The 26,570-nt window shown below is 50.5% G+C and carries 17 protein-coding genes; 8 read left to right on the forward strand and 9 right to left on the reverse strand.

What is annotated here, in order from left to right; genetic code table 11:
• Positions 1–23 precede the first annotated feature (23 nt).
• A complete protein-coding gene (gene hemW, locus NSP04_RS07375) occupies positions 24–1,313 on the forward strand; it encodes a radical SAM family heme chaperone HemW (RefSeq protein ID WP_371825012.1) in 1,290 nt (429 codons plus the stop codon).
• A gap of 974 nt (positions 1,314–2,287) precedes the next feature.
• Here the strand turns inward: hemW and NSP04_RS07380 are convergent.
• Entirely contained in the window at positions 2,288–2,812 is a 525-nt protein-coding gene (locus NSP04_RS07380) for a hypothetical protein (RefSeq protein WP_257511705.1), read from the reverse strand.
• A gap of 122 nt (positions 2,813–2,934) precedes the next feature.
• On the opposite strand from NSP04_RS07380, the gene clpB reads away from it, so the two are divergent.
• Complete coding sequence (clpB, locus tag NSP04_RS07385; protein WP_257511706.1) at positions 2,935–5,523, forward strand: ATP-dependent chaperone ClpB; 2,589 nt, start codon at positions 2,935–2,937, stop codon at positions 5,521–5,523.
• Between the two features lie 50 nt (positions 5,524–5,573).
• Here the strand turns inward: clpB and NSP04_RS07390 are convergent, their stop codons facing one another.
• Both NSP04_RS07390 and NSP04_RS07395 read right to left on the reverse strand, forming a co-directional pair.
• Positions 5,574–5,879: a hypothetical protein gene (locus NSP04_RS07390; RefSeq protein WP_257511707.1), complete on the reverse strand. Its 306-nt coding sequence runs from the start codon at positions 5,877–5,879 to the stop codon at positions 5,574–5,576.
• Positions 5,880–6,164: 285 nt separating this feature from the next.
• Positions 6,165–7,043: a metal-dependent hydrolase gene (locus tag NSP04_RS07395; RefSeq protein WP_257511708.1), complete on the reverse strand. Its 879-nt coding sequence runs from the start codon at positions 7,041–7,043 to the stop codon at positions 6,165–6,167.
• Positions 7,044–7,110: 67 nt separating this feature from the next.
• Here NSP04_RS07395 and NSP04_RS07400 point away from each other — a divergent pair, with 67 nt between their 5' ends.
• The 3 genes from NSP04_RS07400 to aceA all read left to right on the forward strand — a co-directional run bounded on the left by NSP04_RS07400 (position 7,111) and on the right by aceA (position 10,421).
• On the forward strand, positions 7,111–8,172 hold the full coding sequence (locus tag NSP04_RS07400; RefSeq protein ID WP_257511709.1) for an AraC family transcriptional regulator: 1,062 nt from the start codon (positions 7,111–7,113) through the stop codon (positions 8,170–8,172).
• A gap of 77 nt (positions 8,173–8,249) precedes the next feature.
• On the forward strand, positions 8,250–8,744 hold the full coding sequence (rraA, locus tag NSP04_RS07405; protein WP_257511710.1) for a ribonuclease E activity regulator RraA: 495 nt from the start codon (positions 8,250–8,252) through the stop codon (positions 8,742–8,744).
• 360 nt (positions 8,745–9,104) lie between these two features.
• Entirely contained in the window at positions 9,105–10,421 is a 1,317-nt protein-coding gene (gene aceA / locus NSP04_RS07410; RefSeq protein WP_212746500.1) for an isocitrate lyase, read from the forward strand.
• Positions 10,422–10,631: 210 nt separating this feature from the next.
• Here aceA and NSP04_RS07415 read toward each other — a convergent pair whose 3' ends face one another.
• The 3 genes from NSP04_RS07415 to NSP04_RS07425 form a co-directional block, all read right to left on the reverse strand.
• On the reverse strand, positions 10,632–12,311 hold the full coding sequence (locus tag NSP04_RS07415; RefSeq protein WP_257511711.1) for a cation:proton antiporter domain-containing protein: 1,680 nt from the start codon (positions 12,309–12,311) through the stop codon (positions 10,632–10,634).
• A gap of 107 nt (positions 12,312–12,418) precedes the next feature.
• Entirely contained in the window at positions 12,419–15,751 is a 3,333-nt protein-coding gene (locus NSP04_RS07420; protein WP_257511712.1) for a PAS domain S-box protein, read from the reverse strand.
• Positions 15,752–15,887: 136 nt separating this feature from the next.
• The gene (locus NSP04_RS07425) at positions 15,888–16,787 is read right to left on the reverse strand and encodes a LysR family transcriptional regulator (RefSeq protein ID WP_257511713.1); all 900 of its coding nucleotides are present in this window, start codon (positions 16,785–16,787) and stop codon (positions 15,888–15,890) included.
• Between the two features lie 215 nt (positions 16,788–17,002).
• Here NSP04_RS07425 and NSP04_RS07430 point away from each other — a divergent pair, with 215 nt between their 5' ends.
• The gene (locus NSP04_RS07430; RefSeq protein WP_257511714.1) at positions 17,003–18,925 is read left to right on the forward strand and encodes a hypothetical protein; all 1,923 of its coding nucleotides are present in this window, start codon (positions 17,003–17,005) and stop codon (positions 18,923–18,925) included.
• Positions 18,926–18,995: 70 nt separating this feature from the next.
• Here NSP04_RS07430 and NSP04_RS07435 read toward each other — a convergent pair whose 3' ends face one another.
• Positions 18,996–19,205, reverse strand: a complete 210-nt coding sequence (locus NSP04_RS07435) for a cold-shock protein (RefSeq protein WP_008251850.1) — start codon at positions 19,203–19,205, stop codon at positions 18,996–18,998.
• Positions 19,206–19,472: 267 nt separating this feature from the next.
• Here NSP04_RS07435 and NSP04_RS07440 point away from each other — a divergent pair, with 267 nt between their 5' ends.
• Positions 19,473–20,261: a GNAT family N-acetyltransferase gene (locus tag NSP04_RS07440; protein WP_257511715.1), complete on the forward strand. Its 789-nt coding sequence runs from the start codon at positions 19,473–19,475 to the stop codon at positions 20,259–20,261.
• 172 nt (positions 20,262–20,433) lie between these two features.
• On the opposite strand, the gene ppx is transcribed toward NSP04_RS07440, so the two are convergent.
• On the reverse strand, positions 20,434–21,933 hold the full coding sequence (ppx, locus tag NSP04_RS07445) for an exopolyphosphatase (protein ID WP_257511716.1): 1,500 nt from the start codon (positions 21,931–21,933) through the stop codon (positions 20,434–20,436).
• Positions 21,934–22,077: 144 nt separating this feature from the next.
• On the opposite strand from ppx, the gene ppk1 reads away from it, so the two are divergent.
• Positions 22,078–24,225, forward strand: coding sequence for a polyphosphate kinase 1 (ppk1, locus tag NSP04_RS07450; protein ID WP_257511717.1), 2,148 nt, complete (start codon positions 22,078–22,080; stop codon positions 24,223–24,225).
• 39 nt (positions 24,226–24,264) lie between these two features.
• Here ppk1 and NSP04_RS07455 read toward each other — a convergent pair whose 3' ends face one another.
• Positions 24,265–26,559, reverse strand: a complete 2,295-nt coding sequence (locus NSP04_RS07455; RefSeq protein WP_257511718.1) for a RelA/SpoT family protein — start codon at positions 26,557–26,559, stop codon at positions 24,265–24,267.
• Positions 26,560–26,570: the final 11 nt, after the last annotated feature.

A 26,570-nucleotide genomic window follows, 5' to 3' on the forward strand; every position in this document is an offset into this window, starting at 1 on the left:
ACGGCAGCGACAAGCCCGCATTCATGTCAAATTCAGGTGCGACATCCACCAGCAATTTGGCGGGCAGGGTATTCATGCCCAGTGAATTGCGCTTTGCTGCCATGCCACCTTTGGCGCTCTATATTCACTTGCCTTGGTGCGTTCGCAAGTGCCCTTACTGCGATTTCAACAGCCATTTGGCACCCCAAAGCCAGTTGCGTGAAGTGGCGATTCAGCTTGAACCCAAAGCCGTGCAAAGCGAGCACGGCTTCGCAGACTCCCTGCCCATTGAGCTGCAACGCCGTTACCTGAATGCCCTTGTCGCCGACCTTGATCAGCAATTGCCAAAAATCTGGGGTCGAAAACTGTATTCCATTTTTATTGGCGGTGGCACGCCTTCCCTGTTTGCCCCGGAGCTGATTGACGAGCTTCTGGCAGCAGTTCGCGCACGTTTCGGCATGCCACAAACCGGCGAAATTACCATGGAGGCGAACCCAGGTACTTTTGAGCAAGCCCGGTTTGAAGGGTTTCGCAAGGCTGGCGTGAATCGATTGTCGATCGGCGTTCAAAGTTTTTCTGATTCGCATTTGAAAGCTTTGGGCAGAGTGCACAACAGCGAACAGGCCATTGCTGCCGTGCGCAGTGCGGTGGCCTTGTTCGACGAGGTAAACATTGATTTGATGTATGCCTTGCCGCATCAGAATGTGGAACAGGCCTTGGCAGATGTGGCCCAGGCGGTGGCATTGAACAGCACGCATTTAAGCCTGTACCAGCTCACCATGGAACCGAACACGCTATTTGCCGCCAAGCCGCCGCCTTTGCCTGACGATGACACTTTGGTCGATATTGAAGAGGCTGTGCACAAAGCTGCAAAGCAATCAGGATTCGAGCATTATGAAATTTCGGCATTCTCCAAACCGGGGCATCGTAGCCAGCACAATCTGAACTATTGGGGGTTTGGCGATTACTTGGGCGTAGGCGCTGGCGCGCACGCCAAAATCAGCTACTCCAACCGCATTGAACGTGAAAATCGTCACCGCAACCCCATGGCCTACATGGAAGAAATGGAAGGCGCGGCACAACCTCTGGAGGTGCGAACCTTGGCGGTGAAAGAACTTCCATTTGAATTCATGCTGAATGCGCTTCGACTGGTGGATGGTGCACCGGAAAGCTGGTTTGTTGAGCGCTGCGGCAGGCCATTAAGCGACCTGCAAAAGCCCTTGAATGCGGCTTTAAGCAAAGGCTTGATTGAAGCCCAGCCAGGTTTGTTCAAGCCCACCGAACTGGGTTTTCGATTTTTAAATGATGTGCAGCAATTGTTTTTAGTCGGCTGAATTGTTTCTCAGTAGGTGAGTTCGTTCCGTGACTCTAATTGCAGCAGGTGAATTGGTATTGCTCGCAGACGATTGTTCACCAGACTTTTTGATTGCATTCACAGCCGATTTGCCAAGCTGATACAAACCGATTGCGGCGAATGCTGCGGGAGATCCAGATGCCAACATGAGAGGTGATGAAACAAATTTCACGAGGCCGTTTTGTTCTGACCATCGATTGGCTTGCCGACGGTGAAAATCACCTGCGATCCCATAAACCTTGGTATTGAAGCTGCTGGCTTTGTTCAACAAGCTTGGATTACGGGGTATCGATGAACTTGTTGTTAGGGTCTGTTGATTTGAACTGATTGGATTGTTCATGGTTTGAGCTTAGTTGTTGATATCCATTTAAGTGCTTTTGAAATTAGATGAGTTCAACAGCCAAACAACTATTTCAATGGATTTGCGATGAATATTGCCCAGCTTTGAATACACCATGTGCTGTTGAATACAGGAGGGTGCGTGAAACTTTGCGCAACACGCCCCAGTATTTGTTGGATCAGTTTGCCCGTGCTTGACCAGCAGGCTGTTGGGTTGTTTGTTGAGTAGATTGTTTGGGCGGCGCTTCGAGAGTGGGTGTTTGATTGGGAGCTCGGGATTTGTCGATCAAATGCCTGGCAACGGCGATTACACCAACCACAGCTAGAGTAGCTAGAGGCCCCAAGACAAGAGCGCTAAGAACGCCAGCGCTCAACGATATACGGTTTTTATTCACAAAATCCAGACCCTGTTTTACGGGGTAAAACTCTGCGATTTTAGAAACCCCTTTGCTGAATGCACTTTGTTTTTTGGGCTGAGTTGTTGCCCGTGTTTCGGCAAAATCAACTCGAGAAACGGCTGAACTGTTACTGACTGGACTACCCATGACTATCCCCTCATTTTCGTTCAAAAATTTAAGTGGGGGAAAAGATTCGTTTAGTTCGATTTATTTCCAACTAGTTCAGGTGACGGGTCTCTGGCCGCTCAATAATGCTGGAGGAGCTCTTGAACTGAAGCCCCCAGTCGGCCTGCCCGCAGGTTTTAATCAATAAGTCGGCAAATCCGTGTTGTAACTGCTCGGCCATCCGCATCTCGAACCCCTTGCCACTGCCAGCCACCAATTTCAGAACCAGATCCGAGTTGTGAGCGTCGCCATTTGGGCGCAGTTCAATTTGCGTAATTAGCAAGGGGTCAACACCCAACGGGGTGGTGGTATTTTTATCTTGGAATGGGCTTTTGAAGTCGGCCGAATAAAGTGACACTTCCCGGCTCATTTCCAGCAAGGCTTTACGACCTGCGTCATTGAGTGGGCGGTCGCTGGCCAGCAGCTTTTGCATCATCTCATCCAGGCTGGGAATCAGCATGCGTACCATGCGGCGCGTCAGCCACACGCGCACTTCCTGGTTCTCTGCCGAATTGATTCGCATCAGGATACGGTCATGTTCTGGGGCATACGCCACTTGGAGTTGTTTGATTTGCATGTTCACGTGCTTAAAAGTAGTGCACATCATTTGTGCGGGCGTTGTCTTGAAAACTACACGCTCGCCCACACATAGGGTTCGTAGGTATTGTGACTCAAAATTGTTGAAAAGGGTTTGCACACATGCGTTTAGATCGACTCACCACCAAGTTTCAGGAAGCTTTGGCCGATGCCCAAAGCCTTGCCGTTGGGAAAGACAACCCTACAGTTGAACCTGCACATGTGCTGTTGGCCATGCTCAAGCAGGGCGAAGGGTCGGTGCGCGGGGTAATTAACAAGGCGGGCGGTAACCCACAGGTGTTGATCAAAGGCGTCGAAGCCGAAGTGAACAACCTGCCCCAGGTGGCCAACAATGCCGGGCAAATTCAAATCGGTAGCAAGTTACAGGCCGCCCTGAACCTGACCGACAAGGAAGCCCAGAAGCGAGGTGATCAGTTTATTGCCAGTGAATTGTTTCTTTTGGCTTGCCTACAAGAAAGCACTGGCTTGGCCAAAGTGATGAAAGATGCTGGGCTTAACGCCCAGTCGCTGAACACTGCCATTGAACAGGTGCGAGGCGGTGCTGCTGTCGACAGCGCGGATGGCGAAAGTCAGCGCGAGGCTTTGAAAAAATACACCATTGATTTAACAGAGCGTGCTCGCATGGGCAAGCTTGACCCGGTGATCGGGCGCGATGATGAAATTCGCCGGGCCATTCAGATTTTGCAGCGCAGAACCAAGAACAACCCTGTCTTGATTGGCGAGCCCGGTGTGGGAAAAACGGCGATTGTGGAAGGTTTGGCACAGCGTATTGTGAATGGCGAGGTGCCGGATACGCTGAAGAACAAACGTGTACTGGTGCTCGACATGGCCTTGTTGTTGGCGGGCGCCAAGTACAGGGGTGAGTTTGAGGAACGCTTGAAAGCTGTGCTGAAAGATGTCGCGGCTGATGAAGGCCAAACCATTGTGTTCATCGATGAAATTCACACCATGGTGGGTGCGGGCAAAGCCGAGGGTGCAATTGATGCGGGCAATATGTTGAAGCCAGCATTGGCCCGCGGTGAATTGCATTGCATTGGCGCCACCACGCTGGACGAATACCGAAAGTACATTGAAAAAGACGCAGCGCTAGAACGCCGCTTCCAAAAAGTGCTGGTGGGCGAACCCAGTGTTGAAAGCACCATTGCCATTTTGCGTGGCCTGCAAGAACGCTATGAGCTGCACCACGGCGTGGACATTACCGACCCCGCCATCGTGGCTGCGGCCGAGCTTTCTCACCGTTACATCACCGACCGTTTCCTGCCGGACAAAGCGATTGACCTGATCGATGAGGCTGCCGCCCGAATCAAGATGGAAATTGATTCCAAGCCTGAAGAGATGGACAAGCTGGATCGCCGAATCATTCAGCTGAAAATTGAGCGCGAAGCCGTGAAGCGCGAGCAGGACGATGCGTCCAAAAAGCGATTGGCCTTGATCGAAGAGGAAATCGTTCGTTTGGAGCGAGAGTACGCTGATCTGGATGAAATCTGGAAATCTGAAAAAGCAGCAGTGCAGGGCAGTGCTGCCATCAAGGAAGAAATTGACCGCATTCGTGCAGAAATTGAGCAGTGGAAACGCAAGGGCGATTGGCAGAAAGTGTCTGAGCTTCAGTACGGCAAATTGCCTGATCTGGAGAAAAAGTTGAACGATGTGAAAGACAACGAAGGTGGCGAGAAGAAGCCCAACAGGTTGTTGCGCACCCAGGTTGGCACTGAAGAAATTGCCGAGGTTGTTAGTCGTGCCACCGGAATCCCAGTTAGCAAAATGCTGCAGGGCGAACGCGACAAATTGTTGCAAATGGAAGCGGCACTGCACATGCGTGTGGTGGGGCAAGACGAAGCGGTTACTTTGGTGTCTGATGCCATTCGCCGTTCTCGCGCTGGTCTTTCTGACCCCAACAAGCCATTGGGTTCCTTCTTGTTCCTCGGCCCCACTGGCGTGGGTAAAACTGAACTGTGCAAGGCATTGGCTGGGTTTTTGTTCGATTCAGAGGATCACTTGATTCGCATCGACATGAGTGAATTCATGGAGAAGCACACAGTGAGTCGCCTGGTGGGGGCACCTCCGGGCTACGTGGGCTACGACGAAGGCGGCTATTTGACCGAGGCCGTTCGCCGCAAACCCTACAGCGTGATTTTGCTGGATGAGGTAGAGAAGGCACACCCCGATGTGTTTAACGTGTTGCTCCAAGTACTCGACGATGGCCGATTGACGGACGGGCAAGGCCGCACAGTGGACTTCAAAAACACCGTGATTGTGATGACATCAAACCTGGGTTCGCATGAAATTCAACGCCTGGCCGGGCAAGATGGCGAGGTGATCAAAGCGGCAGTGATGGAAGAAGTGAAAATGCACTTCCGCCCTGAATTTATTAACCGGGTAGACGAGCTGGTGGTGTTCCATGCTTTGGACAATGCTCACATTGCGAACATTGCTCGCATCCAATTGCAACGTTTGCAGCAGCGTTTGGCCAGCCGTGACATGCGTTTGGAGGTCAGCGAAACAGCACTGCTCGAAATTGTGAAAGCTGGCTTTGATCCCTTATACGGTGCGCGACCTTTGAAGCGTGCCATTCAGCAAATCATTGAGAACCCTGTTTCGAAAATGATTCTGGAAGGCAAGTTTGGTCCGAATGACGTGGTGCCGGTTGACTTCAAGGATGGGGCGTTTACCTTTGAGCGGGTTGTTCATTGAATGTGGGTGTTCGCTCCGACAATAAGCTGTCGGAGCGAATTGTTTAAGAGTCACCGGTAACCAGAACCATCTGACCGAACACTGTCTGTAAATTCATCTGTCGAATTCATTATAACTATATATTCTTCATGCTCCGTCAGCGCTAAATTAGCGTTGCTCAACGCTTGTTCGTTCTCCTTGGATGGGTTCGCCTCAAACTTCTTTTCTGCCAAGAAGACTTCACGCTCCAGCTCCACCCTGTGGGGATCTGAATAATCTGTAGGAATAAAAGTATCATTTGGCGAGACTTGTCCGGGTAATGCATTTACGGAATCTAGAAATTCTCGCCCACTTTCTGTCCCAAATTGGGTTGCCACATCACCTACAGTGTTTGTTTGTGGTGATTCCGATTGGCCCGGTTTTGTCTGGGCCAGCGCAAAGTCTCTAACATGCGGTCTGCCATAGCGCTTACAGCTGGACTTACTTGCATTTTGATGTCCTCAAAAAGATTTTAAGCTATCTCGATTTGATCGCTCACAGTCATATGTGTTCACAGGGAGCATGCAAGTTCAGTTGCAAGATTTGAATTTTGGGTTAGCTCAGTGTCATCGCCCCTTTGGCAATAAAGGGTGCGTTAGCTTGGCGGCGCAAAATATCCCTTCTCAATGCGCCGCTGCGTACATCGCCTCGCCAGCCTCAACCGGGTTTCCGGTTTTGTTGAACACCTCAAGCCACACGCCATAGTTGTGGACTGTGGGGTCTTGCCACGGATGAAACCCAGGCTTGAAATAATTCAACAACTTGGGCAACAGGCTGCTGTACAAGCCCTTGGGGCCTAGCAACCAAACCAGTCCTTTTGCGTACATTTTGAAACGCGTCCATCCCTTGAATCCATCCGTGCCCAAAATAACCCAAGTAAACACCAAGGTGTGCAAGGTGAAATTGAACATGGCGTGAGCCATGGCCAAACTGCGCTTAAAGTAGCCCACCTTGGCCACCTTCTGCATCACGTCAAATGCAACTGCCTTGTGTTCCATTTCTTCCACAGCATGCCAAGCCAGCATGGCGCGAACTCGGTGGTCAGCACCAGCCATGACTTCTTTGCGCGCAAAAAACATCTCCGCCATCATGGCTGTGAAATGTTCCAGCGCAGCGGTCATGGCCAGGTTGTATTCGGGTGAAAGCACTTTCAGGCGGCGGTTCATGATCTTGGTGATCACGTGCAGCATTTTGTCCACTGGCACACCCTGTTCTTTCAGGCGTTTGTTGTAGTCAGTGTGGACTTTGCCGTGCTGGCCTTCCTGAAAAGAGAAGTCCTTCACCGCTTGCAGCAATTCGGGGTCAGTGATCTTGTCTTTGAAATTGCGCACGCTTGAAATGAAATAGCGTTCGCCATCCGGAAAGCTCATTTGAACGCCGTCAATCACGCGCGTCTTGAATGCGTCGCCGTCCATCCAGTAGCGCGGAATGTCATGGTCTGTAATTCCAAAATCCAGATCTTTGCGAACCACGATGTCTTCTTTGAACGATGTAGTTGTCATTGCTGCCTCCAGCTGCGGTGTATGAATTAAGACTACCGAATCGAGCGAGAGCACGATATGATTTGAGATGACAAAAAAGGAAGAATTTACGACAGTGGCCATTTATTCAAAAACCGGGGATGGAGTGGAAACCATCAACTTTCAAATGCTTGCAAGCTTGGCCAATGCGGCGCGGCGCTGCGACATTGATTTGAACAATGTGATGCAAGAACTGAAACTTGAAATCGACATGAGTGGAGATCCTCGCAAGCGCATGTCGCTGGCTTGTTTCGATTCATTATTCAAGTCGGTAAATGCCCGCAAACCAAGTCGGCACTTTCCATTGATTTTTGGCGATTCTTTTAATTTCGATGGTTTGCCTGAATTAGCCACTTTTGTGACCAGCGCTTCCACCCCGCAGGAAGCCATGCGGGTTTTAGATTGGTCCCCCAAGCTGCTGCATCCCAATCTTCATTTTCAGATTTTTAATCTGGGTAACGAGGTGGCGCTTGAAGTGAAGGTGTTTGATCCAGAAGGTCTTTACAACGACTTGCCTGGATTCGTCGAGGCCTCCATGTCGGCCGTGTTGAAATTCATTCATCTTCTTAGCCCGGGTTCACACTTGATCAAGCGAATTGAATTTCGCCATGCGCCATTGACTGCGAAATCAGATTATTGCGATGTACTTAAAACAGAGGTGCTGTTTGAACAGGCTTCTAACCGTTTGGTGGTTGATTCTTCTGCGCTTGACTTGCCACTTCCGGGTGGAATTCCTTCTGCACATTTGAAGGCCCAGGCTGTAATTTTGAATCGATTGCTGCCTGATGTCGAAGAACAAACCTTGAGCAAGCAAATTCGGCGCATGTTGAAGTCGCGACTCAGCTTGCTTAGCGAGCCCATGGAATCGGTCAGCCAGTCTTTGAAACTTCATCCCAGAACCTTGCAGCGCAAGTTGAAGGTGGAAGGCACTTCATATGCTGCGCTGGTCGGCGAAGTGCGGCATGAACTGGCGTGTGAAATGCTGAAAGGTTCAGTCATGGACATTGAAACGATTGCCGCCAACCTCGGATATTCGGATCGCAGAAGCTTTACCAGTGCTTTTGTCACCTGGCAGGGAATCTCGCCTCGCGAGTACAGAAATCAACAATGACTCGGCGGGCCATGCCAATGCACCTCGAATTTCATGTTTAAATTTTGCCCAACGATTTCAATTTGACGGAGCCTTAAATGACACCCACCACCGACATTTGTGATGCACATGAAGACAAAATTGCCGCTGGCACCTTGCGTGTTGTGGAACCCATGTTTCAAAGCTGGGGCATGAAAGCCCAGTTCATGGGGCAGGCGCACACCTTGAAAGTGTTTGAAGACAATTCACTGGTTCGCAGCGCGCTTGAAAAAGATGGTCAAGGCAAAGTACTGGTTGTCGATGGCGGCGGCAGCATGCGCTGTGCCCTGGTGGGTGGCAACCTCGGTATGCTGGCTCAGAATAACAATTGGGCTGGGATTGTGGTGTACGGCTGCGTGCGCGATACATTGGAACTTGATGAATGTGACGTGGGTATTCGTGCTTTGGGCACGCACCCCATGAAAAGCCAAAAGCGCGGCACCGGTCACGAGAACGTGGATGTGGCCTTGAGTGTTACAACCGTTCGCCCGGGTAACTGGATTTATGTGGATGAAGATGGTGTTCTTGTTTCAGACGAACCCCTAAGCGTTTGATCTTCAAAGGCATGCATAGCCATAGGGCATTGGATGGTTGCGTTGAATCAATTGATAAAAGGGGGCTTGTTCGATATGCTGCATTGCAGAATTAGAGTGATCCCTCTTTTTCATTTTAAGAAAATGTATTTCATATCGTGATTAATTGATCGTAAGTGTTTGATTTAAAACAATACGAAAAAAAGTCTTGTATAAGATATAACACTTGTTGCCTCGCGAAATGATCTGTAAGATACGTTTCATCACCTGATCGACACCACTTGCCCAAGTGACACCCGCGAACAAACCCGTTGGGTGCCGCAAGTAGGCCATCAAGCGAACCGTTTTCTTTTTTCTTCTATCGCCTCTGAGGACATCACTATGAAATCTTTTGACCAACAGGTTCAAGAACTCAACAAAGACTGGGAAACCAACCCCCGCTGGAAGCTTGTAAAGCGCGGCTACAAAGCCGAAGACGTAGTGCGCCTGCGTGGTTCACTGCAGCCCGAGTACACACTGGCCAAGCGCGGTGCGGAAAAGCTGTGGGAAAAAGTAAACGGCACAGCCAAGAAGGGCTATGTGAATGCTTTTGGCGCGATCACTGCTGGCCAGGCCATGCAGCAAGCCAAAGCTGGTTTGGAAGCAGTTTATCTTTCAGGATGGCAGGTTGCTGCTGACGGCAACAGCTCTGAAACAATGTACCCAGACCAGTCTTTGTACGCTTACGACTCAGTGCCGAAAATGGTTCGTCGTATCAACAACACGTTCCAGCGCGCTGACGAAATTCAGTGGAAGAACATTTGCGACGGCAAGATGAAGTCTGAAGACGCAATCGATTACTTCTTGCCCATCGTTGCTGATGGCGAAGCTGGTTTCGGTGGTGTGTTGAACGCCTATGAACTGATGAAGAACATGATCGCAGCTGGTGCTGCTGGCGTTCACTTCGAAGATCAATTGGCCGCTGTGAAGAAATGCGGTCACATGGGCGGTAAGGTACTGGTTCCAACTGCTGAAGCCATTCAAAAGCTGATTTCTGCACGTTTGGCAGCCGACGTAATGGGTGTTCCTTCGATCGTTCTGGCCCGTACAGACGCTGAAGCAGCCAACCTGTTGACTTCTGACTTCGACGAAAACGACAAGCCATTCCTGACCGGCGAGCGCACACCTGAAGGGTTCTACCGCGTGAAAAACGGTCTGGAACAAGCCATCAGCCGTGGTATCGCTTACGCGCCTTATGCTGATTTGGTGTGGTGTGAAACAGGCACCCCCGACATTGGCTTTGCACGTGAATTCGCGCAAGCTGTGCTGGAGAAGAACCCAGGCAAGCTGTTGAGCTACAACTGCTCACCATCATTTAACTGGAAGAAAAACTTGAACGACAGCCAGATCGCTTCCTTCCAGGAAGACCTGTCCGCCTTGGGTTACAAGTACCAGTTCATTACTTTGGCTGGTATCCACGTGAACTGGTACAACACCTTCAAGTTCGCCAATGCCTATGCGCAGGGCGAAGGCATGAAACATTATGTCAATATGGTTCAAGAACCTGAGTTCGCAGCTCGCGAACAAGGTTATACTTTCGTATCTCACCAGCAAGAGGTAGGAGCCGGTTACTTTGATGATGTAACTACGGTGATCCAAGGTGGCGCATCTTCGGTAACAGCCCTGAAAGGCTCTACAGAAGAAGAACAGTTCCACTGATCTTTGCTGGTTTGGACTGAATTTGTCGGCAATCTTGGTAGTCTCCCACCCCAGGAGGGGTGGATAGATTGTTCGACTTGGGGGGGAGAGGAGACAAGCTCAAAAAATCAAACCAAGAGTATTTTTCCCCTTGCTGGGCTTTTACAAAAAGCCCAACAGCGAGTGCTGAAGCCCGGTGAGAAACTTACCGGGCTTTTTATTTGCCCCTACTTATTGATTTTTCGTGATGTCGTGCACAATTGCGTCACTCAAGGTGTCTTCCCAGCGATACACGTTCACATCTGGCATGGCGCCAAGCAAGTCTTTCTCTTCCCTTGAATACGCCTGTACGAATACCCGAATGGTGGGGTTCAGCATTTTTGCGTTTTCAATCATTTGGATTAAGCCCGGAGTGTCGCCTGTGGCGATCACCAAGCAATCGGCATTCGTGGTGTGGGCTTGAACCAACGTAACTGGATCGGCATATTCTCCAGAAACTGCGGCTTGGCCATTCTTTCTAAGTTTTGCCACCACCTCTCGGCTGGTGTCTACGATAACGTGTGAAATATCACGCTTTTTGAAAGATTTTGAAAGCCGTTTGCTTAAACCCGTGTGCCCCACCAGCACCACATGCCCCCCCAAATATTTTCCATCCGTTTGCTGAGGCAATTCCTCCATCAAATGGCTACGCGCGTTCAAATTACGAACCCATTGATAGCGCGCCACCATGTGATCGTTTAGCTTCGGGATTAAAGAGAAGATGACAGGGTTCAACGCGATGGACAAAATTGCGCCAGATACCACCAAGCTTTGAACCTGAAGATCCACCAATTCCAGGTACAAACCCAAGCCAATTAGAATGAATGAGAATTCGCCAATTTGAGCCAGACTGGCGGCAATCACCAATGCGCTTTTCAAAGGGTATTTGAATAGCAGTACCAAGGCGGCAGCAGCCAATGACTTGCCCAATACAATGATGGCTACGACAGCCAACACCCGCAGCGGATATTCAAACAAGATGTCGACCTGGAACAACATGCCGACAGACACAAAGAACAGCACAGCGAAAGCATCTCGAAGGGGAAGTGATTCTTCCGCTGCTCGGTGGCTGAGTTCCGATTCACGCATCACCATGCCTGCAAAAAAAGCGCCCAGTGCGAAAGACACGTCAAACAAGCCGGCCGCAACGAATGCCAGGCTAATTGCCAGGGCAACCACTGATAAGGTGAATAACTCACGTGACCCGGTTTTGGCGATGTGCCACAGCATCCACGGGATGACGCGTTTTCCGACCACCAGCATGAGCCCCACAAAAAGCGCGACCTTCACAAGTGTCAAGCCGATTTCGAAGACCAGGTTGGTCTCCGGACTCAGATCGCCGCCTTTGAGCAATCCAGCCAAGGGCGGCAGCAATACCAAAATCAAAACCATGGCCAGGTCTTCAACCACCAGCCAACCCACTGCAATTTGCCCGTTGGCGCTAGTCAGCATGCCCCGTGATTCCAAGGCCTTGAGTAGCACCACCGTACTGGCCACTGACAAAGCCAAGCCGAATACAAGGCTTTGACCCATGGGCCAGTCCCAGAAATACGCCACACCCATCCCCAGCAATGTGGCAACTGTCATCTGAACAATCGCACCCGGCACAGCGATCTTTTTTACGGCCAGCAAATCTTTGAGCGAAAAGTGCATGCCCACGCCAAACATCAACAACATGACCCCGACTTCAGCCAATTGATTGGTCAGGGTTGGGTCCGCCACAAAGCCAGGTGTGGCTGGTCCAATCAGAAAGCCCGCGACCAAGTAACCCAACAGGGCCGGTGCCTTGAGTTTTTCTGCAATGAAACCAAAGATGAGTGCTAGGCCAAAGCCAAAGGCCAGCGTGGCGATCAGGGAAACGTCATGGGGCATGGATGAAAATTGTCCTGGGGAAATTTGTTCTTATGATAACAAGTACCTATCAATGTACTCGTCTCAAAGACCGACCCCAGGCACAGAAGTTTCTTTGGCTCGTTGTTTTAAACTGATTTCTGTTCAGCTTTTTGTTGACCCTGGATCTCAAGCATGATGCGCATCAGGGTTTCTTTTTTGAACGGTTTGATCACATGCTCACACATCCCCGCTCTCAAGATATCCATGCGGTCCTGTTCGCTGGCCGACGCTGTGACAGCAATGATGGGGGGGGCGTTATTGCCCAGTTCTTGAATAATTTTTGCTGTGGCCTCGAATCCATCCATTTCCGGCATTTGCAGGTCCATCAACACCAAATCAAATCGTTCTGAAAGGCAAGCATCAACGGCTTCCTTGCCGTTTTCGGCAAGGTTCACTTTTGCACCCCATTTCTTCAGCATTTCGGAGGCCACCATGCGGTTCAAACGATGGTCGTCCACCACCAGTACACGTTTGTTCAACATGGGTGGTATGGAGGGTCCTGCATCAACAACCGGTGTTGCTGCCTGAAGTTTGAGAATGGATTTGTCTTCCGGGCGTATGGTGAATTCCGGGTCGATACAATCCACTGTGAAATGGAAGGTAGTGCCTTGCTTGGGGATGCTTTCTACCCAGATGGTACCACCCATCAATTCAACCAAGTTTTTGCAGATCGACAGGCCAAGGCCTGCACCACCGTATCTTCTCGATGAGCTTTCATCGACTTGGCTAAATGGCTTAAACAAGTTGGCACATTGCTCGGCATTCATCCCAATGCCACTGTCTTTTACGCTGAATTGCAGTTGCGCACCATTGTGAACAGTTTGAACTTGAAGGTGAATATGGCCTTTGTCCGTAAATTTCAAAGCATTTGAAAGCAGATTGTTCAAAATTTGTGCAAGGCGAAGTCGATCGCCTTTGAGGCTGACCGGGCAGTTTGTGTCTTTGGTGCAGTAAAGTTGAATTGCCTTTTCTTCAGCCCTGTAGCCGAACAGATCGGTGGTTTTGCTGAGTACTTGGTCAAGCAAAAAGCGGCTTGTACTCAGTTCCAGCTTGTTGGCTTCAACCCGGGATATGTCCAGAATGTCGTTCAACACATTCAGCAAGATATCCGCTGCCGAGCCAATTTTGCTCAGATAATCACGTTGTTTGGCCTGCAATTCAGTGTCTTCGAGCAATTGAAGCAAACCCATGATTGCATTCATCGGTGTGCGAATCTCATGGCTCATATTGGCAAGAAATGCGCCTTTCGCTTTGCTTGCTGCCTCGGCTTGTTGGGTGCGGTCTGTTAACACATCGTTGATGCGTTCCAATTCTCGCTGCTGAGCCTTGAAATCGGTGATGTTGGTGGAAATTGAGAAGAATCCCTCAACCTTTCCATACAACACATCAGGGATCAGGTGGACCAACATGTCGGCATGTCCGCCCGAGGGCAGGGGTTTCCTTCGTTCAAACCGCTGCTTGTTCCCTTCAAGTACACCAAGCACATATTTGTGGTCGTGTTGGAAAAGATCTTCGCCCAGAACCTTGCGCATGTGTTGCCCACGCATTTTGTCCGCGGAAACACTCGACCATTTTTCATGGTTTTTGTTGGCAAAATGACAACGAAGGTCGGTGCTCCAATAAGACACCAAGCCTGGCAGGCATTCTGAAAGGGTGCGCAAGAAGTGTTCACGTTCTATCAGCGTGGCCTCGTTGCGTTTGCGCTCGGTAATGTCCAGAATTTGGGAAATAAAGTAGATCACCCGGCCTTTGTCATTTCGCACTGCGGAGACCGACAAAGACACCCACACCACATGGCCGTCTTTGTGGATGTATCGCTTTTCAAGTTGGTAATTGTGCCGCCGGCCTTTTAACACATCCCTTACCAAGTGCGTGTGCTGCATGGTGTCTTGCGGATGGGTAATGGCATCGAAGCCAAATCCCAGCAATTCTTCTTGCGTGTACCCCAGAATGTTGGAGAGGGCTTTGTTGACCTGCAAAAACTTGCCCTTAAAATCAAGCATCGCCATGCCGATTGCCGCCCACTCAAATGAAGAGCGGAAACGCGCTTCAGCCTCCCGCAATGCATCTTCAAATTGGCGCTGTACTGTGACATCCATGTTCACACCGATCAATCGGTATGGCACGCCGTTGCAATCCCGATGCGTTTTGGCGCGCGCCTGAATATGCCGGATTCGCCCGTCACTTGCCCGCTTAATGTCAAAATAAAGATGAAAGGTGTCTTGGTTTCTAGAGCTTTCGAGCAATATTTTTCCGAGCTTTTGCACATCCTCGGGCACAACGTAGGAAAGCCATTCCTGTTGTGTGATGAGCTCTTGATCGTGTTGAACACCGTAAATCACCCGCATCGCCTTGTCCCAGCGAACCATTTGATCCCTGATGTTGTATTCCCACACGCCGATGCCAGCGCTTTCGGTGGCCAACTGAAAGCGCTCGTCATTGAATTGTTGTTCAGCTTTGGCCTTTTCTTTTGCAAGAAGTTGTTGGGCTTGATAGGCAATGCTGGCGCGTATCATTAACGCGGCAAGAATACAAAATGCCACATACCCCAGAAAAAGACTGACCGTGTGTTCGCGCCATGCATCTTTGGCAGGGCCTGTGTCGGCCCAACTCACCAAATGCAATGGAATCTGCATATTGAGCGCACCGGGTGAAGCCAGTGGCAGGCTGGAGAAATAATGTTTTTCAAACAGGCCATGTTCAATCAGTCGGGCTTCCGAGTCGCTGAGCAGAGGGTCAGGCTTCAGTTTCTCAAAATAGGGTAGCTTTTGGTCAATCGCATTTTTGAAATCCGGTTCGAGCAGTAATACTGTGCCGTCTTCAAATGCCAAGCCACTTCGCATGTGCTCACCCAGTTTGAGGGAGGCGAATTTGCGCCGAAGATAGTCGGTGTCGATTTTCCCTTGAATCAATCCAAGCATTTCACCGTGCTGGCTTTTAACTTGGTAATTGATGACCAAAACCAATTTGCCTGCGGCATTGAATGAGCGAGCGAACGACACTAGCCTTTCATTGTGAGAAAACTGAGGGCTGGGTGTAAAAAAAGCCTGGGTGTTGAACAGATCTACGTCGTTGGCTGTCGCACCAAGAATTTCACCTGACGCATTGCGCAGCACGATGTTCTCCATGGCGGGCAGGGCTGTTTTTAGCAGTTCGATCCGCTTGATCAGATAGGGACTATCACTTAACTCAATTTGATCAGCCAGTTGCAATGTTGCTTCGTCAAACGAATGAATTCCTGCGCTGAATTCGTCATGCAGAATGTCATGCAACAGCCGAAGTTGAGTTTTTGTGTTTTGCGCTGCAGTCTCGTTGATTTTTCGTAAATCGGCGGTCACCATGGCGAACGTGGCAAGCCCCAGTACAAACAACAAGGCGCTTGCAAGGATCCACTGATAACGGCTTTTGGTAATAGTCAACGGGTTCGACCTGTGGCAAATTTAAAATCAACTGGAATTTCGGGCATATAACCCCACAGCTATTTTGTTCCACATGGCAATGCATCAATTCAACGAGTAAAGGGGGCTTTCGGGGTTTTATTGCGTTCCAGGTTTCTTAATTCCAGTAAGCGCTTGTGCTGTAGCGGTGTTTCAAAAAATCAATCCACAATCTGACGCGCAGGGGTAGATATTTTCTTTGGGGGAAGACTGCATAAATTGCATTGGGCGGCGCCACAAATTGATCGAGTACGGTGACTAACTTGCCGCTCCGTAGATGTTGCTGAACTTCCCAGCGGCTTCGCCACGCGAGGCCCGCGTCATTTAGAACCCAATCCAGAATGGAAGACCCATCATTGCAGGCCAGGTTTCCGCTAACCCGAATCGGCACGGCCAGGCCATTTTGTGTGAAAAGCCAGCCGCTCGGTGCGCCTGAACTCGCCAGGTTCAAACAATTGTGCTTAAGTAGATCATCCGGATGGTGGGGGGTTCCATGACGTTCCAGATATCTGGGGGTGGCTACAACAAGCCGCTGGTTGTCCGCTAGTTTTACGCCGACCAAGCTTGAATCAGCCAGCACACCAATTCGCACTGCGCAGTCGATGCCCTCGTTTAGCAAATCGACCACCCTGTCAGACAGGTCCAGCGACACGCTGACTTCGGGGTGTTCCCGAACAAAATCATGTATTAAGGGAGCCACATGCGCCCGCCCAAAACCGCCGGGTGCAGAAACCCGCAAGTGACCACTGGCTTTGATCCCACCCAAGCTAACGCTGGCTTCAGCATTCGATAAGTCGTTAAGAATTCTTTGGCAGTCTTCAAGGAAGGCGGAGCCCTCATGGGTCAAATTAAGACTGCGTGTGGTTCTAAGCAGCAGCTTCACGCCGAGTCGCTCTTCTAGTGCGTCCAACCTCCTGCTAATCACTGCCGGGGCAACGCCTTCCTCGCGCGCCGCTGCGGACAAACTTCCTTTGGTAGAAACGGCGACAAAAGTAGAAATTTGTTTGAAATGGTTCATGCTTTGCGAAAAAGGTAACAATTGACTCGATTTGTTGAAAGAGTACTGCCATTTGATACAACAAGCCAGTGGGGGTTTAATTTCACCCAGACCTACTGAGTACCTATAAGTGGGGATGGTTTGCTGCCTTTTTTGCGCATTCCTCTTGTTCATGGCACCTTTAATAAAAAAACATACTGTCGATCCTTAGCTTGGTTTCAAGAAAAGGAAAATACATGCCAATTTGGGGAGACCCAAGTAGACATCCCAGAACTGGGTCAATCGCTGTGCACAACGCGAGTTATTCCCCTGGATCCGATGACTTCAAGGTAAGCGACTGCGCGCTGCATATTGCGCGCAAGGGGCGCTTCAAGTCTTTGGGTAACGGTTTATTTGTCCCGAAAGGGTATAGAAGCCGGTCGCGTGCGCGGATTGAGGGAAACACAGCCAACGAACGGTACCACCGCGCGGCGTATGAAAGCAGTCAGCGGATCAGTACCGCTTTGTGGGCGTCTCGTCACCGAGCGTCCACCAATGTGCCCTATGGTCAGCAAATGGACTTGTCAGACGACGCTTTGGTGAAAGCTAGGTTTTATCGTCAAGACAATCTTCGGTTTAATCGCGAATTCGAAAACCCTCAATATGGTTTGTCTGAACGCAATCAACGTGCAGTGAAGTGCTCGCGCTGGGCGCATTACTTCAATGGCGTCACAGAATTGGGTGCTGCACCCACCGGCATGTTGCTTAAATTCAGCAAGCTCTTGAGCATGCCAAAACGCGACGAAAAGTCGCTGGGTAGTCAGGTGCGCGTGTGTGGTGCTTTGGCCCTGGTGTGTGCTGCAGTTGCAGGTATGTCGACAGGAATCTCCGCAATGCTAAAACCAGGAACAAAGCTGATCGCATCGGGAATTAGTGAAGATATCCATAAATTGGTTGCCAGTTTTAGCGCGATCGCTGCGCTAGGCGCCCTCGGATCGTTAACTGCCGGTGCTGCCAGTTGCATGATGACAAAATGCGCCACCCTAAGCCCAGCCTTGATGATGCGTTTGCAAGCGAATCAGGACAAACACTTGCATCGGCTTTATCTGTTGGTGAACGATGTGAAAGACAAACCCAATGCCGCACATATATTGACAGTGGCTTTGAAACGCAAGATTCCTGTACAGTTTTGTAATGAGGCTGGGCAGCCCATTTTGTTGAGTCGTTTGATTGATGATGTTCGAAATTCTCCCGGGCAGTTTCAGGCCAAACAGGCCATGCAAAAAACCATGGGCTCTTATTTGACGGAAAATAGCCCGGCTGGTGACACGCCCAATGACTTTCTTGATGAAACCGCAAACAAAGCTGAGTTGTTGAAACGAGAAAATCATGTTGTTGCATTCACCAACCTGATTGAGCACGTCAAACTTCAGAAAGACCCAAGCCACAATTTCAATGACATTCGAACTCGGTGTGATGCAGGAGTCGAAAACAAGTTAAGACCTGGGGCGGTGAATCTTAGTGCAAACTTTGTGGGCCTGCTAGGCTTTGCTCGGGCGGCCGAGTCGATGAAAAAATGGAATTCGCCGGAATTCTTGAATCAGCGCGACCGCGATATAAAGAACCCTGAAAAGGCCTCCGCAATGCGCTTTTGCGCAGACAATATTTTGAATAATCCCCATCAGTACGGCCCTTTGACGCGTGCCTTGTCCAATATGTCAGAAGGTTTGAGGGTCGTGAATCATGGTATTTTGTTGTCGCTCAACTACCAACTTACACGTCCATTTGCACATTTGGCGGGTCGCATTACCGAGCGTGTCTTTGATATTCCCAATTCTAGAGTAACCAGTTTCAGTATTGGTCGTTTAATGGCCAGTAGCATTTGGGCGGTGGTTGATGCATTCGTTTTGTTGAGCTTGGCAGCGGGTCAAGGATTTGCGTTTACAGGCCCAGACTACGGTACGAAACTGACGTTTCCATTGCAAGTGCCAATGGGCCTGTTCACTCTGCCGATTGCTATCATCAGCACTGCGGCTCAGATGACATTGGTCGCTGTGCCCGCAGCAATTTTGATGTGGGCGGCAAAGGGTGCCGTTAACTTGGAGGGGTGGAAGGGGAATATTGTGCGTTCGGAAGTGAGCACAAGTGGTAAGTCGAGGGAAACATTCAGGTGGACTTAAACTGAACAGGCATAAATTGGATAAACATAAAAAAAGCCGCCCGAAGGCGGCTTTTTCACAAACGCTAAAATTACAGCGCTGTTACGTTTTCAGCTTGTGGGCCTTTCTGACCTTGAGTCACAGTGAAAGACACTTTCTGGCCTTCAGCCAAGGTTTTGAAGCCGTTGCCCTGAATGGCGCTGAAGTGTACGAACACGTCAGGACCGTTTTCACGGGAAATGAAGCCAAAGCCTTTGGATTCGTTGAAAAATTTAACTTGACCGGTTACGGTATCAGACATAGCAATATCCTGGATTTCTGAATTGAACAAAATAGCTAAAAAACTGGGTGAAATTCGAGAAACAGAACTATTGCTTAAGCGGTTTGCCTGAATTGAACTGACCTGAAGTAGCGCCAAATTTTTTTTGCTGAGTTCAGTTTAGGCTTTTCCTGAAGCTTGTCAAGTAACATTTTCAATCTGGTCACCTTTTCTTCATATTTCTTTTATCGATCTGTCACATGCAATCCGTACATTTCGTGTCATCGAAATGACAAATGGACCCTTTGGATGGAAGCGATCAAACAAGATGTGACCAAGCAAGATGCACTTCGCAACGCTTTGTACCTGAGCGCCCCAGCCCGTGCCCAAGCGCCCTCGCTGGAGGTGTGTTTGGCTAAAAACGCAGCGGAAGTTCTAGAGGCTCAAAAACTACGTTTCAATATTTTTTCAGAAGAATATGGTGCAGATCTGGGTAGTAACGGGATTGATCATGATGTGTTTGATGCCTACTGTGATCACCTACTTGTAAGAAACAGCCAAACCGGCGAGGTAGTGGGTACTTACCGCATACTTGCGCCCGAAAACGCAGCGCGTTTGAAATGCTGGTACTCAGAAACCGAGTTTTTCATGAACCGAATTGAGCGTTTGAGGAAAACAACGGTTGAGGTGGGGCGGTCTTGTGTTCACCCAGACTATCGAAGTGGCGCCGCCATCATGTTGCTTTGGAGCGGCATTGCTCAATACATGAAGCTGGGTGGGTACAAGCACCTGATCGGCTGCGCAAGCGTCAGCCTGCGCGACGGTGGTCACCAGGCGGCCAGTTTGTACAAACAGCTTGAGCCACATATGGCCGAGGCAAGTTGCCAGGTATTCCCGAAAAATAGACTGCCAGTGGAGCGTCTGCGCTGCGATGTTGAGATTGAGCCGCCCCCTTTGGTAAGAGGCTACCTGCGACTCGGTGCAGTGGTGTGTGGCGAGCCCGCCTGGGACCCAGATTTCAATACGGCTGATTTCATGATGTTGTTGTCGATTGACAGGATGAGCCCGCGGTATGCGAGGCACTTCGGGTTCATTTAAGAGCGCTTGATTGTCAAATTATTGTGGCATCTACGCGGCTCGTCGTGGATGCCTGTCCCGCACTGAAAATCGCTAGATCCCTTTTTGATGTTAGGCGCAGCGGAACAAGCATAACCACTGCCGAGTTGCTTGAACCGGCGAATAAAACGTCTCGCGCCGATAGGCAGCACTGCTACCTTCGCGTCAGTAACTCAAGTTGAAGTCCGATTCTTTGCCACTGCTCCACCTCGGTTTCCAAGTTGTACTGCGTCAAGGGGTGGGTCAGTAGCCAGTTTTTAGGCACGCTCATTTGGATGCCTTGCTCGAGCAGTCTAACTCTGATTTCGGGTAGCGCTTCGATTTCTCGCCTTCTCAAAAACAGCGCAGCCAAGCGCAAACACAAGGGTGCAGCCCACTGTAGAGCGGTATTGGCAATGTCGCTGACCTTGCCTAGCTTGCCGTTGTGCGCCAGTACCCATGTAGCCAAAAGGGCTTGCTCCCGCTTGGAGAAGCCCGGCATGTCTGCATTGCCCAGAATGTACGCGGCGTGCTTGTGATGGCCGTTGTGGCCGATAGACAAGCCAATTTCATGGAGTTGGGCGGCCCAGCGCAACATGGGCAACTGTTCTTTTAGGGCGGGATGCTGTTTGATCAGTTGATTGAACAGCAGCTCGGAAAGTACCTTGACCTTGCCTGCATGCTTGCTGTCAATTTTATATCGGTGAAGAAACTGCGCTACCGTAATTTCTCGCATGTCCTCGTTGTGCTGACGGCCCAACATGTCGTAAAGCACGCCTTGGCGCAGTGCACCGTCTGTGACGTCCATGTGCTCAATTTCAAGTTCTTCGAACACGGCACTCATCACTGCAAGTCCGCCTGGCATCATTGGCAGTCGGTCCACTTTCAGGCCATTCAATGTGATGCTATCCAGGTGGCCAGCGGCAGTGACATGTTCCCGAATCAAGCGAAGCCCCTCGGCTGACAGGCCATGTTGTGTAAAGCCGTTTGCAACGCACAGTTCAGCCAATGCCCTGGCGGTTCCCGATGACCCAATTGCATGGGTCCAACCCATGTCCAGCATTTGTCGGCGCAACACAGCCACTTCTTTGCGCGCGGCCATGATGGCATTCTTCATGCTTCTTGGGCTGATGCTGCCATCTGCAAAGTATTGTTGTGCGGTACTTACGCAGCCGATGTAAAGGCTTTCCATGGCCTCGGGCTCGTAGTCTTCACCAATGATGAATTCTGTTGAACCACCACCAATGTCGACCACAAGTCGCCGGCCTTGGCCGACAGGTAGCTGGTGTGCCACACCGCAATACACTAGGCGAGCTTCTTCTACACCGGAAATTACATCGACTGGAAAGCCCAAAGCGGCCTCCGCCTTGGCGATGAATTCAGTTGAGTTGCGGGCCACACGCACTGCATTGGTGGCCACGACACGGACCTCGCTGGGTTTGAATGAACGCAAACGTTCGCCGAACCGACCAAGCGCGCTGATGGCTCGTTCTTGGGAGGGGGCGTCCAGACATTTTTGAGCGTCAAGGCCCGCACCCAAGCGGACGGGTTCACGCAGTGTGTCGATGATGTAAATCTGGGATTGACCGTTGAGTTCTTCGACTCGCGCAACAATCATGCGAAAGCTGCTGGAACCCATGTCTACGGCGGCAATCAACTGGCGTGGCTTGGACATTTTTTATGCAGTGGTTCAGATGAGGCGCTAGAATGCCACAAATGCGACGCCCTGGCTTTGTTTGTGGCCAAATGGCGACTTTCAAATGTTTGTCATATTTTTGAAATACCATTCAGGGTATTTCATCCATTCTTGGAGTATTGCTTGAAAGTAGCTGCTGTGTCAGATGTAGCACCAAATAAAGATTTGTATTTGAATCGCGAATTGGGTGTTTTGGCCTTTAACCGCCGGGTTTTGGCCATGGCTGAAGACGAGAGCGTGCCTTTGCTTGAGAGGTTGAAGTACCTTTGCATTGTTTCAAGCAATATGGATGAGTTTTTCGAAATTCGTGTTTCAGGCCTTCAGGAACAAATTCGTCAAAACCCGGAGTTCAAGGACAAAGACGGACTGAGTGCCTTGGAAACTCTGCACCGAGTGTCGGTTTTTTCTCAGGAAATTGTTGAGCAGCAGTATCGCCTGCTCAATGATTCCGTGTTGCCTGCTTTGCGGGAAGAGGGCATTGCCCTAATGACACTGGCCACTTGGAATGAAGAACAGGCTCATTGGGCTCGCCAGTACTTTCGCCATGAGGTGTTGCCGGTGCTGACTCCAATTGGCCTTGACCCGGCCCATCCTTTTCCGCGTGTGTTGAACAAGTCACTGAACTTCGCTGTAGAGTTGACTGGGCACGATGCATTTGGCAGGGCCTCGAATGTGGCAATTGTTCAAGCGCCGCGAGCACTGCCACGGCTGGTACGCATGCCCTCCAACCTGTCGGGTTACGAGCACGGGTTTGTGATGCTGACCTCGATTTTACAGGCCTTCATTCCTGAGTTATTTCCGGGCATGGAAGTACACGGTGTGTATCAATTCCGTGTAACGCGCAACAGCGACTTGTATGTGGACGAGGAAGAAATTACCAATTTGCGTGTTGCATTGCAGGGCGAGCTCTCGCAACGTCATTTTGGAGATGCTGTACGCTTGGAGGTGTCGGACCAGACAACCCCCGACATGACAGCCCGGCTTTTGAAAGAATTCGGTTTGCCTGAACAGGCGCTTTATCGGGTAAATGGCCCCGTGAACTTGGTGCGGCTGATGCAATTGCCTGATTGGGTTGACCGCCCAGACCTGAAATTTATTCCGTTTACCCCAGGAAGGCCTGAGGCCTTGGTCAAGCAGCCGGATATTTTCAAAGCGATTCAAAAAGGCGATGTGTTGCTGCACCATCCCTATCAAAGTTTTAGTCCTGTTCTGGAATTCATCAAAAAAGCGGCGACCGACCCAGATGTTGTGGCGATCAAGCAAACGATTTATAGAACAGGCACAGAATCTGTTTTGATGGAAAGCTTGCTGGCTGCTGCGCGCAGTGGCAAAGAAGTGACTGTTGTTCTTGAATTGATGGCACGCTTTGATGAAGAGGCCAATATCAACTGGGCCTCCAAACTGGAGCGGGTGGGGGCGCACGTGGTGTACGGGGTTGTGGGGCAAAAAACCCACGCCAAAATGTTGATGGTGGTGCGTCGCGAGAAAAATGAAACCGGCAAACTGATGTTGCGACGGTATGTGCATTTGGGTACGGGTAATTACCATCCGAAAACTGCTCGTTTGTACACTGATTTTGGTTTGTTTTCGTGTGATGAGTCGTTGGGCCACGATGTTCATGAGGTGTTCAATCACCTTACAGGCTTGGGCCGAGCACGCAAGCTCAGCAAGATCTGGAATTCTCCATTCAACCTGCACAGCAATGTGGTAATCGCTGTGCGCAAGGAAGCTGAACTTGCAAAGGCTGGCAAGAAAAGCCGCATCATTGCTCGCATGAATGCGCTGCTAGAGCCACATTTGATCAATGAGCTTTACGCTGCTTCTCAAGCTGGTGTGAAGATTGATTTGATTGTGCGTGGCGTATGTGCCTTGCGACCGGGTGTGGCGGGTCTAAGCGAGAACATCACGGTCAGATCGGTGATTGGTCGTTTGCTTGAACACAGCCGTGTGTTTTATTTCAGCAATGATGGCGAGGACGAGGTGTACATTTCCAGTGCTGACTGGATGGACCGCAACTTCTTCCGCCGGGTTGAGTTGGCGGTGCCTATCACCGACAAGAAGTTGAAAAAACGCGTGATCGACGAAGGTTTGAAAATGTTGCTGGCCGACAATATTTTGGCTTGGACCATGGATGCGCAGGGAAAGTACACGCGCAGAAAGCCTTCAGGAGCGCGACGAATCAATTCTCAGAACCAAATTTTGAGAACCCTTGCAGCATCTTTTGTCGAGCAAAACGAGACATCGGTGTCCGACAATCCTGAATTGGCCTAGCCGTTGCTGCTAGTCAGGTGGTGTATTGGAACGCACTGTTCAACGCCGCCTGACCTCAAAAACCCCGTTCACTTCTAGCAGATGGGTAAGTGCAGCGCGTAGCTGTTCACCACTGCTGACCTCTGCTGTGAACTGCATTTTCGCGACGCCACGCTGTGTTTCAGTTTGCACTCCGATAACATTGATTTTGTCTTTGGAGAACACTTCCGTAATGTCCCGCAGCAGGCTTTGCCTGTCGTTTGCAGTCACCGCGATGTCGACAGGGTAATGAAGGCCTTCGTCTTCTCCCCATGTTGTTTCAATGAGTCGCTCGGGCTGGCGACGCATGACCTCTGCCAAATTTGAGCAGCCCAATCGATGAATTGAAACGCCCTTGCCACGGGTCACAAAGCCAATAATCGGGTCAGGAGGCGCCGGGCGGCAGCAACGCGCTAGGTTGGTCATCAGTGTGCTCACCCCAACTACCAATACACCTGAATCTTTGCCAGCAGAGTTACCCAATGAACCAGGTTTGCGTTTGTTCAGCAGTTCAACGTGCTCATCGTCTGACAAAGGTCCCGAAGGGTGCAGGTCGCTGCGCAGGGCGTTTTCAATGGCGCGCGGGCGGATTTCTTCCCGTGCCAAGGCGACATACAGGTCCTCTGGCTTTTCATAGCCCAGAATTTGCGCCAGCAATTCCTGGTTTTGGGAAGTTCGCCCGATCCGTTGAAGCTCTCGCTCAGCAACTGCGCGCCCGCGTTCAAGCGTTTCCTTGCGTTCCTGTTGAGCAAACCACTGCTTTACTTTTTGACGTGCGCGGTGGCTGATCAGGTATTTTTGAGTGGGGTTCAGCCAGTCACGTGATGGACCGTTTGCTGCATCACCCCTTGCGCTGACAATTTCGACAGTTTGACCGTTGTCCAGTGCCGTGTTCAGTTGCACCATTTGGCCGTTCACCTTGGCACCCCGGCACCGGTGGCCAAGCTCGGTGTGGACGTGGTAAGCAAAATCGAGTGGGGTACTGCCTGTGGGCAATTCGACCACTTTAGCCTGGGGCGTGAACACATAAACGCGATCATTTAGCGCGCTGGTCTTCATTTCCTGGGCCCAGTCACTGGCTTCGCCCATGGTGTCAGTGACGTCTTTTTGCCAAGCTAGAAGTTGGCGCAGAAGCGCTATTCTTTCCTCGAACTGACCTTCAGCTCGACTTTCACCGGTGTAACCGTCTTTGCCCGATTCCTTGTAGCGCCAGTGAGCAGCCACGCCGTATTCGGCAAACTGGTGCATGGCCTCGGTGCGAATTTGCACTTCCAGAGTTTTGCCGGTTTCATCTTGAACCACGGTGTGCAGGCTTTGATAACCGTTGGGTTTGGGTTTGCTGATGTAGTCGTCAAATTCCTCAGCAATCGGGGTCCAGAGATTGTGCACAATGCCCAACGCCGTGTAGCAATCGTCTACGGTGTCTACGATGACGCGGCACGCGCGAACATCGTAGAGTTTGTCGAAACTTAAACCCTTGCCACGCATTTTGTTCCAAATGCTGTAAATGTGTTTCGGGCGGCCTGTGATCTCGCAATGAATGCCAGCGAGCAGCAGGTTTTCCTTGATGCTGGTCATCGCTGATTCTATAAATGCTTCGCGTTCAATGCGCTTTTCATCCAGCATCTTGGCCACGTTCTTGTACGTCACAGGCTGCAAAATGCGGAAAGATAAATCTTCCAGTTCCCATTTCAGCTGCCACAAACCCAGGCGGTTGGCTAGGGGCGCGTACAGATCAAGTGTTTCCTGCGCATGAGAGACCGCATAGGGCCACAGCGGCCCCTTTTCGTTTTTGATGTCTTCGTGGCTGGTGAAGTGCCGCAAGGTTTGTAAGCGGGAACACAGGCGGATCATGATGACGCGAATGTCGGTCGACATCGCGAGCAGCATTTTTCTCAGCGTTTCAATTTGATCTGCCCAACGCAGTGTTTCTATTGTCGTGCGAGTGGCGCTGGGCCCCACCATGGACCGCATTTTGAAAAGTTTGCGCAAGCTGGCGAGCATTCGACCCACCTCTTCACCAAACTTTTTCTCCATGTGGCTTTCGAGGTGCTTGTCAAAAAACACCAAAGGTCCCAAAGCGCCCGCAATGCGGGTGTTCGCATCGGCTCGAAGTTCAGCAAGCAGGTCAGCCACGGCAAGCATGTGGGCAATTGCTGATTCCTGAGTGTCCAACAAGTGGTCGGCAGCGTGAGTACGTGCGTAATTAAGCGCTTCTTCCACGCGTGCTGCGTCAAATTTGTTCAGCAACACCAAGGCCGGAGCTGATGCGCTGCCGCTTTTTTCAGTACCCAGTGTTGAAGAAACAGAAACCATGTGTGCTTGCG

This window comes from Limnobacter parvus (genome assembly GCF_024623725.1).
GTDB classification, from domain to species: Bacteria; Pseudomonadota; Gammaproteobacteria; order Burkholderiales; family Burkholderiaceae_B; genus Limnobacter; species Limnobacter parvus.